Below are 16258 nucleotides of genomic sequence, written 5' to 3'. Positions count from 1 at the left end.
GGGTTACCGCCGCAGCTCGAAACTGGTCTGGCCGACCTTGACAGGGGTGTCGAGCGGGATCTGCGTCGGGACACTCACGCGCTTGCCGGCGAGGAACGTGCCGTTGGTGGAATCCAGGTCCTGGACCATCCATTCGTCGTTCCAGAGCATGAGGCGTGCATGATGGGTCGAGGTGTAGTCGTCGCGGATGATGAGTCCCGAATCGGCCGAGCGGCCGATGGTGATCGGCTCGCGTCCGAGGGGCAGCTCGGTGCCCTGTTTCGGACCGGAGACGATGACGAGGCGGGACGTGTTGTCGACCGTCGCACGCGCGGGCGTGCCGCTCGTGCCGCTCGACGTCGGCCGGCTGGGAGCCGGCGCGGTCGCAGCCCGCATCGGCTGCGGCGGCGTTGCCGGCGCACCGTTGGACGACTGCGGTTGTGGCTTCCGGGTGCGCGGACCGAAGAGGTCGGTGCGGAGGGCGTAGACGATGCCGAAGACGAACGTCCAGAGCAGGAGCAGGAAGCCGATGCGGAGGACCAGCAGGGTCAGTTCGCTCACGCGCCGTCTCCCCACGAGTCGCTGAAGGACGACACGTCGTGACGCCGGGTCGCGTCGCTCATCCGTCGGTCCGATCCGGCGGCCTGGGCCACGACCCGGAACACGATCCGGGTGCGGCCGATCTCGATGACGGCGTCGGGGGAGAGTGCCGCCTGACGGAAGGGCTGACCGTTGAGCTTGGAGCCGTTCGTCGAGCCGAGGTCGCGCGCCTGTCCGGCGTTGCCGTCCCAGAGGATCTCGACGTGCTTCCGCGACGTGCCCGTGTCGGGGATGGTGATGTCGGCCTCGGTGCCGCGGCCGATGACGGTGCGGGCCTGCGTGATCGGGTAGCGCTTGCCGCCGATGTCGAGCACGGGTGCCCAGGTGACGGAGCCCTTGAGGTTGACGCTGTCGATCTGGACGAGGCCGTCGGGCAGGGAGCGGTCGCCGGACAGCCGGATGGTCACGGCACCGGGGAAGGAGTAACCCTGGCTCTTCGCGTGCTTCTGGACGAGCGAACCGAGCTCGTCGATGAGCGAGGGCCCGATGGCGTCCATGCGCTCGAAGTCGGTGGGGGACATGCGGACGGTGAACTTGTTGGGCACGAGGATGCGGTCGCGGGAGACGACGGCGGCCTTGGTGTCGAGCTCGCGTCGGAGGGCGCTCGTGATCTCGACCGGCTGGAGTCCGGACTTGAAGGTCTTCGCGAAGGCGCCGTTGACGGCGCGCTCGAGTCCCTTCTCGAAGTTGTCCAGAATGCCCACGGTCTCTCGATTCGTGTCGGTGTCCTGGCAATGTTAGACGGTTTGGCTGTACAGGAGGCCAATCGACGCCGGTGCCGACGACAGGTGTTCACCCGTTCGGCAGGCCGGGATCGGGCCCTGTGGAGGAGCCTCGTGGCCGTTTCGTCCCGCTCTGGCGCGGATCTCCGGTGTTCTCCGCCGTGGGTTCCGCGTGCTATCCTCGATAAGTTGCCGCGAGAGCGGTGACGTCTGGTGTCTCGCGCGAGTGGCGGAATTGGCAGACGCGCTGGCTTCAGGTGCCAGTGCTCGAAAGGGCGTGCGGGTTCAAGTCCCGCCTCGCGCACCAGGGCGGTTCACGTAAGAACGCGAATCAGTTCATGAAATGCGAGTCCGGCGGTTGCCTCGGTGAAAATCGAGGCAACCGCCGCTTCATTTTCGGGCCTCAGCGTGGTTCGTGATCGGGGATCCGCGCTCGCCGCGTTCTGTGTCCACGACGAATAGCCCCGTGAGGGGCTGTCCGGTGGCGACACTGAACAGGCGAAGGAGCGCTTGGCTTGCGGCGGTCTTGCCGGTGGCGTTTCCTCCGAGCAGTGCGGTGAGCCGCTCATCAAAGCGGATGGACTCCGGGTCGGGGCCAAAGCTCTGAAAGTTCTGGAGCGTGAGTCTTTCCAGGAACATCGTGCTTTTCTGCGCTGCTGTCGGGGAGATCAGGGGGTACGTGATGCTTGCAGGTACGTGAGCACTGCTTTCACACGCCGGTTCTCATCTACGGGGCTCAGGCCGAGCTTCTGGAAGATGCGTCCGACGTGCTTACCGACCGCGGGGTCGCTGAGCACGAGCTTCTCGGCGATGGCGGCGTTTGATTGGCCGTCCGCCATGAGAATGAGGACTTCGGTCTCCCGTGGCGTGAGCGTATCCAACGGGCCGGGGTGTGCGCTGCTGAGGAGGTGCTGGACCACATGAGGGTCGATAGTCGTCCCCCCGCTGGCGATGTTCTGCAGTGCGCCGGCGAAGTCACGCACCCGGTTAATGCGGTCCTTGAGCAGATACCCGACGGCACCTTCGGGCAGTGTGAGGAGACGGCGGGCGTTCGTGTCCGCGAGGTACTGCGAAAGGACGAGGATCGGCTGGTGCGGGTGCTGCTCCCGGATGCGAAGGGCGGCCTGCAGGCCGTCGTCCTTGTTCGCGGGTGGCATGCGGACGTCGGTGATGATGATGTCGGGAGCACTGTCCAGTCGCGCGTACGCTTCCTCCAGCTGGGGTGCCGTCTCGGCGGCGCCCACCACCGTGTGGCCCAGCCGCTCGAGCAGAGCGATGAGTGCTTCACGCAGGAGCGCTGAGTCCTCAGCGATCAGTATTCGCATGCAAGGCGTTCCCTTCTTCGGGTAGGGGGAGGTCCATTCGCAGGACGGTGGGTCCGCCGGCGGGGCTTGTGACTTTCAGATGACCGTTGAGAGCCTCTGCACGTTCGGTGAGTCCTCGTAGTCCGGTTCCGTTCCGTTTGTCGGCACCGCCTGTTCCGTTGTCGGTCACGGTGACGATGAACGTCTTGCCATCGGTGCCGGTGGCGACCACGGCAGAGGAGGCGGATGCGTGCTTGGCGATGTTCGTGAGGGCCTCTGCGACCAGATAGTAGACGGTGGTCTCGTGTGCGGCGGGGAGGTGAACGCTGGGGTTCCCTTCGACGGTCACTCGAATGTCGCTGCGCTCAGCGAGCTCCTCGAGGGCCGCGCGGAGTCCGTAATCGGTGAGTACTGAAGGGTGGATCCCGCGGACCGTGTCACGGAGGGTCGTCATCGCATGCTCCGCCTGAACCTGGGCTTCGTCGACCGCTCGCAATAGCTGAGTGGTGTCAGTGCCTCTCGCGGCGAGCTCGTCCACTTCGAGGCCGATCATCCCCAGTCGTGCGCCGAGTGCGATGAGTTCTTGCTGTACGCCGTCGTGCAGGTCCCGTTCGATGCGACGGCGCTCCGCGTCTGACGACTCGGCGAGAGCACGGCGCGAGTTGATGAGACGCTGGATGTTCGCGTCGACGCCGCGTGCTTTCGGCCCGCACAGGAGTCGCAACACACATGCTTGACCAGTTGCGAGACACGCGTTGATGTAGCCGAACAGGATCAGCACGACGAGGGTGATGAGCGCGACTGGCCACCAGTTTGTGGGGGTCATGACCCCTTCGGCGTCTCCGAAGAACTGGGTCGGTGTGGGTCCGGTGATACCGGCGGCAGCGACCATGCCGAGCGCCAGAAGTGTGATGGTCTCGAAAAACAGCACGATGAGTGCGAGGAGAGCGCAGACAAGGTCCCAGATGAGCGCCAGTGCCTCGCGCCACGTCGCACGTTCTGTGAGGCGGATGTTGATCCAGTGGTGACGCTCGCTGGCATCGACCGCGGCGTGGTCGCTCATCTGCACGGGGAACCCGAGGAGGCGTGTGCGTCGGCGCTCCATGGATCCGAGGACGAGACCCCAGAATGGCAACAGCAGGAATGTTAGAATCACAAGCGGGACGAGAGCTGCTCCAACGAGCACACTCAGCATCAGGTAGATGAGTGCCCGCCACGGCCAGCGGCTGAGAACGAAGCGCCACGGGGGCAACCTCATCGCCTTCCACACGTGACCCGCCGTCGACATGGGTCCAGCCTAGGGATCCCCCACGCCGGGCATCGCCAGCGGCACCGAAAGGTATAGCCAGCCCTACCTCGAAGAGTAGGGCAGGACTCATCGTGCGGGTGCCCAGGGCTGAGGTTCGATGGACGCCAGGCGCCACCCACCAGGAGGAGTCAGCCAGGAACGCAGCGGAAGGAGATGCCATGACAGACAGCCGATGTCAGGCATCGTCAGCGCTCGGGGCCTCAGCGACAAAGCCGGTGCGGGTCGCTCGGACCAGTCAGCCACGTGAGGCCTGATGTACCGCAATCACTCCATGCTGCGGTTGCAGCACTGCACGCCCGGCGAGGCGTACTACGAACAGTCGACCACCGCTGCATCGGGTCGCCACTTCTCACACCCCGCGCCCCCCACCTGGTCGCTCTCGAAGTTCGGCCCATGGGCGACGCTTCACCCGGACGATGGTAGCGTTCTCCCGCGCCAGGGGTGGAAGGTACACGTCAGCACTCGCCCGGAGCAGGCGCGAGACGCGCTTCGCATCGTCGGCGACATCTGCGTCGAGCGTGGTGTCCCCTTCAAGTACCTCTCTGACGAGACCGAACTGCGCCGAACCAGCATGAAGTACGCCAACCGTGGGTCGGCAGGCAAGTTCATCACTGTCTTCCCCCGCACCGATGAAGAATTTTGCGAACTCCTGCCACTGTTCGATGAGGCTCTTCGCGGATTCGACGGCCCATACATTCTGTCGGATGTGAAGTTCGGCGAGAGTCCCGTCTACTTCCGTTACGGCGCCTTCTTCCTGGACCGCTTCGAGCATGCGGACGGTTCGGCGGGCTACGCCATTCAGAGCCCAGACGGAGAGAAAGTTCACGACAGTCGCGCCGCCGTCTTCACGCTGCCGAGCTTCGTTGATCCCCCGGCCCTGATCCGTGAACTTGTCGAGGAGCGACTCAGTCCGACGCCGGGGGTGTTGGAAGAACTTCTGCATCCGTACGTCGTGCGCTCCAGCTTGCATTTCAGCAATGCCGGCGGTGTGTACCTTGCTGACGCCGGATCAAGTCAGGTGGTCTTGAAGGAGGCGCGGCGATGGTCGGCGTACAGCTCGGACTCCGCCGACGCGACCTCGCGGCTGCGGAGTGAACACCGGGCTCTGAAGCAGCTCGCCAGCGTGGGCGCCGTCGTCAACGCCATCGAGTACCGGGTTGTCGGCGACCATGAGTTTCTCGTCGAGGAGTACATTCCCGGGCTCACGCTCCAATCCTGGGCAGCCAGCAACTATCCGTTCAGCACGGAGGAGACTGTCCTCGCCGACTACGCTGCACGAGCTCTGCCACTCGCCCGGCAGATGATCACCGCGGTCGATCAGATTCATGATGCAGGCTGGAGCATTCTCGACCTGCAGCCGAAGAACATCCTGGTCGACGGCGACCGTGTCCGACTCATCGACCTCGAAGCCGCCCGTGAGATGGATGCCTCGGCGGTCGGCAGTATCGGCACCCCGGGCTTCATACCCCACGCGCAGACTTCGAACCGTGACCGCGACAGGTACGCGCTCGCTGCCGTTGTCCTGCACTTGTTCTGGCCGTCGCTGGCCGGGGCGTTCGACCCGTCCGTGCTGACCTACCGGGCACAGAAGGTTGCGGAGCAATTCCCGGAAGACGTCGCGGACGTCGTCAACACCTTGGTCGACGCTGTGCCCCCGGACGCGATGGCAACGTCGCACCCGTACCGCCACGCCACAGGCCTTGCTCTCACTCCAGGGAGACAAGTCTTGGAGCAGGTGTGCAACGGCATCGAAGGAACCCGACGTGACGGACCCCGCCGATTCCCCGGGGACGCGACACAGTTCGCAGACGGAGCCAGCGCCTTAGTGAACATCGAGACGGGAGCCGCAGGCGTGATCCTCATGCTCGCAAGAGCCGGCCGCGACGTCACGCAGGACCACAGGTGGTTGAGCGCGCGCCTGCGAGAAGTGGACGACATTCCGTTTCACGGTCTCCTCCGCGGAACCGTGGGCATCGCGGCCGCACTCGCCCAGCTCGGCGACACTGCAAGTGCCGAAGTGATCCTCGCGGCTGGAGAGGTAAGCGCCGACCCCGGACTTGACTTATCCGTGCGGAGTGGCTTGGCAGGCACGATCCTCGCTCTGTGCGATGCTGCCTTCGCGGACACAGACTCCGCTCGCGACATGCGCGACCGATACGCCTCGTTGCTCGCCGCCCGTGTCACAGGCGGAGGGGACCTCCGTAGCCCTCACTCGGAAACCGGTAACACCATCGGGTTGTTCGACGGGTGGTCGGGTGTCGGAATGGTCTGCCGCCAGCTCGCGGAAGTCACCGGGGACGCCTCCTGGGATCACCTGATGCACCTCTGCTTCCAGCGCGAGCTGCAGCAGCTCACCGAAGCGGACAACGGGACCCTTCGAGTGGACTACTCGCGTGTCTCCTACGGCTACCTGTCGGAGGGTGCCGCGGGGATCGCGTTCGCTCTCGCACAGTGCGCGCCGACCCACTACCGGGACGAGATCGCACGACTCGCTCAGACGGTCGACGGCATCATCAGCATGAACGGCGGCCTGTTTCGGGGGACTGCTGGCATCGCCTGCGCGCTCCTGTCAGCTCCGCTCTCTTATGGGGGCAGCGAACGGGTCCGGTTGATGTCCTTCACCGCCGAGAACTTCCTCTTCCGTGGGAGCGACCCTGACGCGCTGGTGATGCTCGGAGACAACGGATACCACCTCTCCGCGGACTACTCCACGGGAGCTGCCGGCTACGTCGGCGCGCTCCTCGCCTTATTCGAAGAGAACCCGGACGACTGGTTCCCGGTGACTCTTCCCAGACCACTTGACGATGACATGGAAGGAGGTGAACACAATGAGCGCATTGCTTTCTTTGCAGGGCCTGTCGAACGAGTCCGGGCCTGAGGTCGGTGTCTTCGGATCCGGCATCAGCATGTGGTGTGACGGCGACAACAGCGGTATCAGCATCTCCTGCGGACCGAACTGATACACGGACGTGTGGGGCGCGCGGCGACGCGCGTCCCACCCTTCTTCTACGAAAGGGCAGCACATGCTCACAGCAACCGGACTCGGGCACACGTTCTCGAACGGGCGGGTGGAGACGCTCGCGCTTGACGGTGTCAGCTGCGCATTCGAGCCTGGTTCGTTCACCGCCATCATGGGCCCGTCTGGCTCCGGGAAGTCCACCCTCCTCTACTGCCTCGCCGGTCTCATCCGTGCGTCAGCGGGATCCGTCACCTTCGACGCCACGGAACTGACCACCGCGAAGCAACGTCAGCTCGATCTTCTCCGACGTGACGAGTTCGGTTTCATTTTTCAGAGCTTCAATCTCATCGATGCTCTGACAGCGTTGCAGAACGTCACACTGCCCTCCCTCTTTGGGGGAGCGGCGATACCGCGTGAGCAGGCCGTGAATGCCCTGGCCAACGTTGGGCTCTCTGAGAAGGTCAAGTCGTACCCGGCAGAGCTTTCCGGTGGGCAGCAGCAACGCGTGGCCATCGCACGCGCCCTCGCTCAGACCAGGCGCGTGATCTTCGCCGATGAACCGACTGGAGCGCTGGACCGCAAGAGCGGTTTCCTGGTGATGGACCAGCTTCGTCGGTTCCGGGACGTCGGCACTGCTGTAGTCATGGTCACTCATGATCCCCAGATCGCTGCATACGCCGACCGGGTCCTGTTCCTTGTCGACGGGCGACTCGTGGACACGATGGACGCCCCGACTGCGGAGGCCGTCAGCTCTCGCATGACGGGGCTGGAGAGCGCCGCGCGATGACTATGGCTCAGCAGCTGCCCGTCTCTCTGGCGTTCGTGCGTCGCCATCGAGCGGCGTATGTCGGGGTCGCCATCCTTCTCAGTATCGCCACGGTCGTCGCGACCGCGGAGATGGTCTTGTTCACCGGCCTTGCAAGCGGGCAGGCGGTCCGGATCGATTCGATGTCGGAGTTCGATGCCCGCGTCGTTCGGGCCGCTGTCAGCGCATCGCAGGGCATCCTGCAGGTCATGTGCTTCACCACGGTGGTGATCGCACTCGTGCTGGTCTACTTGGGCTTCCGGAACATGCTCGCCTTGCGGCGCAGAGAACTCGGCCAGCTTCGTCTCGCAGGAGCGAGTGTGTTGCGCGTTCGCGTATTGGTCACCGGTGAGGCGTTCGTCTTCGCCACGTTGGTCGTGATCCCGAGTGTCCTCATCGGTGGGCTGCTCGCCCACCCCTTCTATCTCCTGCTCCAGGCCGTGGGCGTGTTCGGGAAGACCCTGCGGGTGGATTTCGGTTTCCCGGTCCTCACTCTGGGCCTGGTCGCGGGAGGGATGATCCTCTGCTCTATGCTCGCCGCGTGGTTGAGTCTTCGCTCCAAGCAGACCAACGATGTTCTCGCCGCTCTCGAGGCGTCTGCGACGGGCACACAGGGCAAGAAGATGAGCGCGATTCGTATCGTCATCGCAGCCGCGTCCGTCGTCGGGCTCGCCGCATTCCTCATTTTCATGCCGGACACCGGGAGTGAGAACCCTGTCGCCTCAATCATCGTCCCGCTGCTGATCATCTTCCCCCTCGGCGCACTTGCACCAGTCCTCGTTCCGGTGGTCGCGCGAGCGTTGGGCTGGCTCCTCAGGCCCCTGATCGGCGGCTCGGGTGTCCTCGTCGCGCAGCGCGCCTCCCGCGACTCGCAACGGTTCGCATCCAACGTCCTCCCGCTGCTCATCCTGATGGGCGTCATGGGCGGGTTCGCCATCGGTGCAGGGCCTGATCAGGCGACCATGCAGGATGACTATCACTCCAAGCTGGATGCCGACCTCATCGTCGAGCCGTCATCCGTCAAGGATGCCGACACCGTCACCGGCGACATCGGGAATATGCAGGGCGTGAAGGCGGTGGTACGTTCCGCAGCAACTACCCGGCTCATCGAACAGGGGCGCGCGGACGGCACCTTCCTCACCGTTTTCAACTTCGTAGACCTCGACGCTTACCAGGACGTCTTCGAGACGGACATGACAACAGGCGACTTCGACAGCGCCGGTGGCGCGGCCGTCGTCTCCACACGGGAGAGCGACAAGGTCGGAGACACCGTCACGGTCGAGGCACCGAGCGGAACCACGGCCACCCTCACCGTCGCCGCCGTCATCACCTCCCGGATCTACACCGGACTCCTCGTCGACTGGGAGATGCTGCAGACCCTGGACCCGGAGGTGTGGGACATCCGTGTATTCGTGAGTGCGGACTCCGCCGCCGTCTTCGACATCACCGCGCGCGTCGACGACCTCGCCCCGACGATGACGAAAGACGAGTTCATCCAGACGCGTGTCGAGCTTCGCCAGAGTAACGCCGCCACCGGAAACATCGCCTTATTCGGCACCATCTATGGTCTCGCCATCGTCGCCATGATCCAAGGCCTCACCGCGTCCGTCATGAATCGCCGGGGCGAGTTCCGACTCCTGAGCCTGCTCGGGATATCCCGCGCTCGGACGATAGGCACACTGCTCTCAGAAGCCCTCGTTCTCATCGTGTCCAGCGGTGTGCTGCTTGCCGGCGCGTTCGCCTTCATTGCATGGCGATATCTCGCGCAAGACCCGACGAAGATGGCCACCGCTGTCGGCGCCATTCCATGGGGCGACATCGCTCTCGCGTTTGTGGGTATGGGTCTCCTTTTCACCGCCACAGTTTTCATCGCCGCAGTGGTCGCGACCAGGAACACCCAGCGATGATCCGAAGCAACACCCTCCGAGACTTCATCCGACGCCATCGTTGGCGACTCGGAGGACTGGTGGCGCTGTCCCTCGTGGGGGCGGGGCTGGGGCTTGCCCAACCGTTGCTGCTGCAACAGATGTTCGATGCCTTGACTTCCGGGTCAGTGCCGCTTCCTGCGGTGCTGATCCTGACTACGGTGGTTGTCGCTCAGGCGCTACTCGCCGGGGTGGAGTCGTATGCTCTTGCTCGCACCGCACACGACCTCATCCTCGAACTGCGGACACGCGTGTCGGCACGCATCGTGTCGTTGCCAATGAGTCGCGTGCAGCGGGTGCCACAGGGTGAGTTCCTCTCTCGAATGATCTCCGACACCGCCGCCTCATCATCCGTTCTGACGACGGGTGTATTCAAACTCCTCGCTGCGGTCGTCACCTTCGCGGTCGCGGCCGTCCTCATGGCCACCATCGACCCGATTCTGTTCGCTCTGTCGTTGGTGATCACCGTTGTTGCTACGGTGCTGTCCACCGTCATGGGGCGACTGGTGCGCTCAGCGTCCGGGAGAACTCAGGCGGCGACCGCGACGCTCGCAGGCAGCTTCGAACGCACGCTGACTGCGCTGCCGCTGATCCGAGCCTACGGAGTGGGCGGACAGCAGCTTGCCCTCATCGCAGCCGACGCCAGTGACGTCAGGACGAACGCAATCAAGGTGGCGCGGTTGGGTGCATACATGCAACCAGTCATGACCCTCGCCACCCAAGCACTCCTCATCGTCACGCTTGCTCTCGGCGGCGTCCGAGTCGCTGAGGGCAGCCTGTCACTCGGAGGGCTGATCGCGTTCATGATGTACCTCATGATGATGGTCGGACCGGTCTCTCAGGTCGGTTCGACGTTCGTGAGCATTCAGACGGGACTTGCGGCGATAGACCGCGTCGATGAAATTGTCTCCGCGCCGCAAGAGAGCGATCTCCTGTCGGATGGCACTCACGCCGACTTGGGGTGCGCGGGTGAGGTGCTCGTCGAACTCGAGAGCGTTACTTTCGAGTATCCGCAAGTGTCGGCCGGGTCGGCGACTCGCATCGGGCCGCTCGATGTCACGATCCGTGACGGTGAGCACGTCGCTCTCGTGGGCCCGTCCGGGTCTGGGAAGTCCACCGTGTTCGCTCTTCTCGAGAGGTTCTACGAACCCAGCAGTGGCACCATACGGATGCGTGGAGTGCCGGCTCACGACGGCCCGCTCGGCGATTACCGAGCTCGTATGGCGTGGGTGCCGCAGAACTCGCCTCCGGTGGGAGGAACCGTTCGAGACAATCTCGACATCGAGCACCGCGGCCTTCCGGACAGTGCGCTCTTGCAGACGTTGGCGGACGTGGGGCTGTTCGCCAGCATAGGCGGGGATGTCCTCGACCGACCTGTCGCAGTGTCAGGTAGCAACCTCTCAGGAGGTGAGCGGCAGCGGCTGGGTGTTGCCCGAGCGCTGCTATCGGACCGAGAGATGCTGCTCCTTGACGAACCGACATCGAGCCTTGACGCCATCTCCGCCGAGGGACTGTCGTCGCTGCTGCGGGAGCGTGCGCAGGCGAAGACCATCGTTATGGCCTCCCACCGTCTGGCGGAGGTACGCGACTTCGACAAGATCATCGTGATGGAGCACGGACGCATCGTGGACGTCGGTGCGCACGACGAGCTCCTCGACAGATGCGAGCTCTACCGGACACTGTGTGCGCAGCAACACGTTCCTGCGTGAAGGCAACGTTCATGGCAGCATGAGCACACGACCCGGGGCTTAGCGTGGAAAGCGCCAAAAACCCCCTTCTGCGAGCCCTACTCCCGACTGGGATCGCGGATTTTATGAACCCTCCCACCAGTGGATGTGACACGAAGGCCCCCGAGGAATCGGGGGCCTTCGTCGTGTCCGGGGTCGCTCAGCGAGCGGGCTCCCGTCGCTCACGGACGCGTTGCACCTCGAGGACGACGACCGCGATGCCGACCGCCGTAGCCGTCCCGAGCACGGTCACGATCGGGAGTGCCGCCGACGCGAGGACGATCGCCGCAGCGACGAGGAACAGTGCGGAGGCTCCGGTGGAGATCCGCCCGCGGAGGAGGACGAACCACACCGCGACCATGAACACGGTGACCGGCACCGTGAGCGAGAACGAGGCGTCGGCGGCGGTGAGATGTTCACCGGCCTCGGTCAGGAGGTCGAGCTCCACCTCGATCCCGGCTGAGACGGCGCCGGCGGCCGCGAAGACGAAGTAGTGCGCGTACCCGAAGGTGAAGCCCTGCCGTGCCGACGTCAGTCGATCCGCCTGCTCGCGACTGAAGTACATCCACCACATGCCGGCGGCGAGGACGATCCCGGCGACGGCGAGGCCGACGAGGCCGTCGATGCGGCGGTCGGCGTTGGCGGCGTCGATGATGGCGTTCGCCGAGCCGAGCAGGCTCTCACCGAGCAGGATCAGGGTGAAGAGGCCGTACCGTTCCGCAACGTGGTGGGGGTGCCACGGCGTGCGGTGGACCCGCTCGGCCCACACGGGCACCAGTACCTCGAGGAGCATCGCGGGCCAGAAGGTCCAGAACTGCCCCTCGACCGGCAGGGCCAGGCGGGCCACCCAGAGCACCTGCACCAGGCTGATGCCGATGGCGAACCGGAGGGCGACGGCCCGCTGCTCCGGGTCGGAAAGCGCGAGCCGGAGCCACTGCGCCACCATCGCGAGGCGCATGATGACGTAGCCGACGGTGATGATCGCCCAATCACCCTCCACCATGGCGTCGTGCACGCCGGCCGCGAGCACGAGGACACCCGCCATCTGCACGATGGTCGTCAGCCGGTAGAGCCAGTCGTCGGTGTCGAACGCGGAGGCGAACCAGGTGAAGTTCATCCACGCCCACCAGATGGCGAAGAAGATCATCGCGTAGGAGATGGTCGTCTCCGCGGCGTGGCCCTCGACGATGCCGTGGTGGAGGTTCTGCGAGGCCTGCGAGACGGCGACGACGAAGACGAGGTCGAAGAGCAACTCGAGCGGACTCGCGACGCGGTGGCCCTCGCCGGGGTCGCGGCCGGACATGCGGAGGAGGCCCAGTCGGTTCAACATGGTCTCAGTGTGCCGCCTCAACGGATGCCAAGGGGACTTGACACTCCCGGGGATGACAAGCACACTTGACGCATGTCAGGTTTCCTTGTCACTCCGGTCCTCGTCGTCGAGGTGCCCCGGTGAGGCCCGCGACCGGTGGACGCGAGGGTCACGGACGCGAGGCCTTCCTGCGGCTCGCGGCGATGAGCGCCCGCGACGTGCTCAGGAATCCCCTGACCGGGGTCTCGATGTGGTTCATGACCGGCATCATCCTCGTGATCTACGTGTCGATGTGGCTGGCGTTCGTCGTGCTCGGGCCCGCCCCTGTCGCCTCGGTGGACGCCGCCGACCCTCGCATCGCGTCCGCCCTCGAACGGGCCGGCGTCCGCGTGGTCGCCGAGGACGCACCCGAGCGGAACACCGTCGTGACGGTGGCCGATGGTCGGGCCCTGGTCGTCCTCGACGCGTCGGACCAGGCGGCATGGGATCCGATCTGGCTCGGCCTCCGCGACGCGGGCGTCCGTGCCGACGCCGTGACCGTGGTGGACGACGAGGGCGACGTCGAGCTCGACCCCCTGCAGGAGAACCTCGGGATCGTGGTGCTCGTCGGGGTCGCGAGCGTCGCGTTCATCGGGACGACCGTCCCGCTGGTCGCGATGCGGGAGCGCGGACTCCTCCGTCTGCTCGGGACGACACCGCTCCGGCGCTCGACCTTCCTGCTCGCGCAGCTCCCGCTCCGCGCGCTGGTCGCCGTCGGCGTCCTGCTCCTGACCGCCGGGATCGCGGTGTGGCGCCGGTACATCGACGGGCTCGACCTGCTGACCCTCGGCACGTCCTTCCTCCTGGGGACGACGATGCTGTTCGCCGTCGCACTGGTGTTCGCCGCCCGATCGCGGAACGCCGAGGCGACGCAGCAGACGATGGTGATGGTGACCCTCGGACTCGTCTTCGCGTCCGGGGGGCTGCTGCCTCAGGCGATCCTGCCCGCTGCCGTGCAGTTCGCCATGAACTGCTTGCCGACCACCTGGTTCGCGGCCGCCACCAGTGCCTCCCTGACCGGGGCCGAACCGTTCCTGCCCGTGCCGGCGCTGTGGGGGCTGATGGCCGTCGTCACCGTCGCCGCCGGGGCGCTCGCCGTCCGGCGGTTCGAGTGGGATCAATCCGAACGCCGGCCGGGCACGGACGACACATCCGAAACAGCCGACACACGAAGCGAGGTCACAGCATGAGAGCGAACACCGACCGGGGATCGACACCGCAGGAGCGACGAGCATCCATGCGGTACCTGTGGGAGATCGCAGCCGGAGCCGTCGGTTTCCTCGTGACCTTCCTCTTCCTGCCGGAGGTCGTCCCGACCGAACCGGGCTCCGCCGCAGGCGTGGTCGTCGCGCTCGTCCCACTCGTGCCCGTGATTTGGATCGCGGTCGCGCTGATCCGACACGTCGGCCGGGTCGACGAACTGCAGCGCGGGCTCCTGCTCCTCAGCCTCGCGATCGGGTTCGGCGCGGCGATGCTGATCAGCCTCGTGGTCGTGTTCCTCTCGACCGCGGCGATCGTCGTGGATCAGCCCGAGTGGTGGGTGTTCATCGGCGGGATGGCCGTGTGGGGCGTCAGCATCGGCGTCCTCTCGTTCCGGGCGAACCGATGAAGAACGACGTCCGTGCGTTGCGCACCGAACGCGGATGGACCCAGGTCCAGTTCGCGGAGGCCCTCGGGGTCTCCCGGCAGACCGTGAACGCCCTCGAGACCGGCCGCTACGACCCGTCGCTGCCCCTGGCGTTCCGTGTCTGTGCCCTCCTCGCGCGCCCGATCGAGGAGATCTTCTTCCCCGGCGAACACGATGCCCCGCCGTCTGGAGGACGACGATGAACGACCACGCCAAAGCCGTCATCACCGTCGATCGGCTCAGCAAGCACTACGGCGACCGGACCGTCCTGCGCGACGTCTCCCTGAGCGTCCGAAAGGGCGAGGTGTTCGGACTCCTGGGACCGAACGGAGCCGGGAAGACCACCACGCTGGAGACCATCGTCGGACTCCGTCGACCCAGCGCCGGAACCGTCCGGGTGCTCGACCACGACCCCGCGAGCGACCGCCGCTTCGTGACGGAGCGCCTGGCGGTGCAGCCGCAGGCCGCCACCCTCTTCCCGACGCTGACCGTCGTGGAGACGCTCGAGCTGTTCGCGTCGTTCCACGCCCGCGTCCGACCGCCCGAGGACGTCCTGGACGAACTCGAGCTCGGCGACGCCCGTCGGGTGCGGGTGAAGCACCTCTCCGGCGGTCAGGAGCGGCGCCTGCTCATCGCCATCGCCCTGATCGGCGACCCCGAGATCATAGTGCTCGACGAACCCTCCGCCGGACTCGACCCGCAGGCTCGCCGCAACCTGTGGTCGATCATCCGTCGACAGCAGGAACGAGGCACCACGATCCTGCTGTCGACGCACCACATGGACGAGGCCACGCAGGTCTGCGAACGGATCGCGGTGCTCGTGGACGGGTCGGTCGCCGCCATGGGGGAGCCGGAGACGCTGGTTCGGGAGCACGCCTCCACGGCGACCGTGACCTTCGAGATCCCCGGTACGACCACGGTCGCCGAGTTGCGGTCCCATGACATCGCCGGTGCGATCACCGTGACACCGAAGGGCACTCTCACCCTCGTCGAGGTCGTGACCGACGATCCCGACGCCGTCCTCCGCCGACTCACCTTCTCCACCGGCCTTCGGCCGCGGGGGTTCCGCGTGGCGCACGGCTCGCTCGAGGACCTCTTCATCGACCTCGCCAACCGACCGCGAGCCTCGGCTGAGGGCGAGCGGGCGCACGAGCGGTGAGCACGAGCGCGAGCACGATGCAGGCGTTCCGGTCGCAGCTTCGGAGCTTCACCGCGGCCCATGCGCGCGACCTCCTCCGTGACCCGAGCTCGGCCATCATCCTCGTGGCGAGCTTCCTCGGCTTGATCGGGTTGCTCTGGGGCGTCGACGCCATCGTTGCGGGAGCAGGCGGCGCCCCGGCCGGCGTGCTCGAGCGCGGGCTTCCCCTCGTGGCGACCACCGGGCTCATGGCGGTCGCGTTCACGCTCACCACCGTCCCGCTCGTCCGGCATCGCAGCACCGGCCTGCTCCGCGCCCTGTCGACGACGCCGGCGCGTCACGACGCGTTCCTGCTCGGGCACCTGCCGATCCGCCTCGCGGTGGTCGTGGGGCAGACCGTCGTGATCGTCGCCCTCGCGGCCTGGACGTCGCCGTCGCGTCCGATCGGTGACCTCGTGGCCGTCGCGGTCACGGTCCTGCTCGGAGGGTGCATGCTGCTCGGGCTCGGGTACCTGCTCGCCGCCCGGCTGTCGAACCCGGATGTCGCGATGCAGGTGGCGTACCTGCTGCCGATGCTGGCGCTCGTGACGTCGGGGGCGCTCTTCCCGCTCACGGTGCTCCCCGAGTGGGTCGCTGGCCTCTTCCGTGTCCTCCCCACGACCTGGATCGTCGGCACGCTCGACGCGATCCTCTCGCAGACGCCGCCACCGGCACCGCTCGCGCTGATGTGGGGGCTGCTCGCGGCCTGCGCGCTCGTGGCGGGTCTCGCCGTCGGACGACTCCACCGGTGGGGCGGGCGCGAACGCCTGGCGTGA

Annotated in this window: 15 protein-coding genes and 1 tRNA gene; 10 read left to right on the top strand and 6 right to left on the bottom strand. The window is 66.1% G+C overall.

Going from position 1 to position 16258, the window contains the following annotated elements; all coding sequences use genetic code 11:
* Positions 1 to 3: 3 nt before the first annotated feature.
* Positions 4 to 540 carry an FHA domain-containing protein FhaB/FipA gene (locus tag QRN27_RS11450; protein WP_285042351.1) on the bottom strand — a complete coding sequence of 179 codons (537 nt, stop codon included), beginning with the start codon at positions 538 to 540 and terminating at the stop codon, positions 4 to 6.
* Positions 537 to 1283, bottom strand: coding sequence for an FHA domain-containing protein (locus QRN27_RS11445; protein ID WP_056010176.1), 747 nt, complete (start codon positions 1281 to 1283; stop codon positions 537 to 539). The genes QRN27_RS11450 and QRN27_RS11445 overlap by 4 nt, the downstream gene beginning before the upstream one ends.
* Before the next feature lie 238 nt (positions 1284 to 1521).
* Here QRN27_RS11445 and QRN27_RS11440 point away from each other — a divergent pair.
* Positions 1522 to 1608 (top strand) — tRNA-Leu (locus QRN27_RS11440).
* A gap of 83 nt (positions 1609 to 1691) precedes the next feature.
* Here QRN27_RS11440 and QRN27_RS11435 read toward each other — a convergent pair.
* The 3 genes from QRN27_RS11435 to QRN27_RS11425 are packed head-to-tail and all read right to left on the bottom strand — an operon-like array spanning position 1692 to position 3893.
* On the bottom strand, positions 1692 to 1940 hold the full coding sequence (locus QRN27_RS11435) for an AAA family ATPase (protein ID WP_285042350.1): 249 nt from the start codon (positions 1938 to 1940) through the stop codon (positions 1692 to 1694).
* Positions 1941 to 1969: 29 nt separating this feature from the next.
* Entirely contained in the window at positions 1970 to 2626 is a 657-nt protein-coding gene (locus QRN27_RS11430) for a response regulator transcription factor (protein ID WP_056010174.1), read from the bottom strand.
* The gene (locus QRN27_RS11425) at positions 2607 to 3893 is read right to left on the bottom strand and encodes a sensor histidine kinase (RefSeq protein ID WP_285042349.1); all 1287 of its coding nucleotides are present in this window, start codon (positions 3891 to 3893) and stop codon (positions 2607 to 2609) included. The genes QRN27_RS11430 and QRN27_RS11425 overlap by 20 nt, the downstream gene beginning before the upstream one ends.
* 292 nt (positions 3894 to 4185) lie before the next feature.
* Here QRN27_RS11425 and lanKC point away from each other — a divergent pair, with 292 nt between their 5' ends.
* From lanKC to QRN27_RS11405, 4 genes are all read left to right on the top strand, one after another.
* The gene (gene lanKC, locus QRN27_RS11420; protein WP_285042348.1) at positions 4186 to 6792 is read left to right on the top strand and encodes a class III lanthionine synthetase LanKC; all 2607 of its coding nucleotides are present in this window, start codon (positions 4186 to 4188) and stop codon (positions 6790 to 6792) included.
* Between the two features lie 145 nt (positions 6793 to 6937).
* A complete protein-coding gene (locus tag QRN27_RS11415) occupies positions 6938 to 7660 on the top strand; it encodes an ABC transporter ATP-binding protein (protein ID WP_056780476.1) in 723 nt (240 codons plus the stop codon).
* A 2-nt stretch (positions 7661 to 7662) separates the two neighbouring features.
* Positions 7663 to 9585, top strand: coding sequence for an FtsX-like permease family protein (locus QRN27_RS11410; RefSeq protein ID WP_285042347.1), 1923 nt, complete (start codon positions 7663 to 7665; stop codon positions 9583 to 9585).
* Between the two features lie 59 nt (positions 9586 to 9644).
* The gene (locus QRN27_RS11405) at positions 9645 to 11312 is read left to right on the top strand and encodes an ABC transporter ATP-binding protein (RefSeq protein WP_285042346.1); all 1668 of its coding nucleotides are present in this window, start codon (positions 9645 to 9647) and stop codon (positions 11310 to 11312) included.
* A 178-nt stretch (positions 11313 to 11490) separates the two neighbouring features.
* Here the strand turns inward: QRN27_RS11405 and QRN27_RS11400 are convergent, their stop codons facing one another.
* Positions 11491 to 12660, bottom strand: coding sequence for a low temperature requirement protein A (locus QRN27_RS11400; RefSeq protein ID WP_285042345.1), 1170 nt, complete (start codon positions 12658 to 12660; stop codon positions 11491 to 11493).
* Between the two features lie 119 nt (positions 12661 to 12779).
* Here QRN27_RS11400 and QRN27_RS11395 point away from each other — a divergent pair, with 119 nt between their 5' ends.
* The 5 genes from QRN27_RS11395 to QRN27_RS11375 are packed head-to-tail and all read left to right on the top strand — an operon-like array spanning position 12780 to position 16258.
* A complete protein-coding gene (locus QRN27_RS11395; RefSeq protein WP_285042344.1) occupies positions 12780 to 13868 on the top strand; it encodes an ABC transporter permease in 1089 nt (362 codons plus the stop codon).
* On the top strand, positions 13865 to 14287 hold the full coding sequence (locus tag QRN27_RS11390) for a hypothetical protein (RefSeq protein WP_285042343.1): 423 nt from the start codon (positions 13865 to 13867) through the stop codon (positions 14285 to 14287). The genes QRN27_RS11395 and QRN27_RS11390 overlap by 4 nt, the downstream gene beginning before the upstream one ends.
* Entirely contained in the window at positions 14284 to 14508 is a 225-nt protein-coding gene (locus tag QRN27_RS11385) for a helix-turn-helix transcriptional regulator (RefSeq protein ID WP_285042342.1), read from the top strand. Before QRN27_RS11390 ends, QRN27_RS11385 begins: the two co-directional genes overlap by 4 nt.
* Positions 14505 to 15464: an ABC transporter ATP-binding protein gene (locus QRN27_RS11380; protein ID WP_285042341.1), complete on the top strand. Its 960-nt coding sequence runs from the start codon at positions 14505 to 14507 to the stop codon at positions 15462 to 15464. The genes QRN27_RS11385 and QRN27_RS11380 overlap by 4 nt, the downstream gene beginning before the upstream one ends.
* Complete coding sequence (locus tag QRN27_RS11375; protein WP_285042340.1) at positions 15461 to 16258, top strand: ABC transporter permease; 798 nt, start codon at positions 15461 to 15463, stop codon at positions 16256 to 16258. Before QRN27_RS11380 ends, QRN27_RS11375 begins: the two co-directional genes overlap by 4 nt.

Source organism: Plantibacter sp. LMC-P-059a, assembly GCF_030209505.1.
GTDB lineage: Bacteria > Actinomycetota > Actinomycetes > Actinomycetales > Microbacteriaceae > Plantibacter.
The sequence above is the reverse complement of the archived record's forward strand: the minus strand, read 5'-3'. Positions and strand labels throughout refer to the sequence as shown.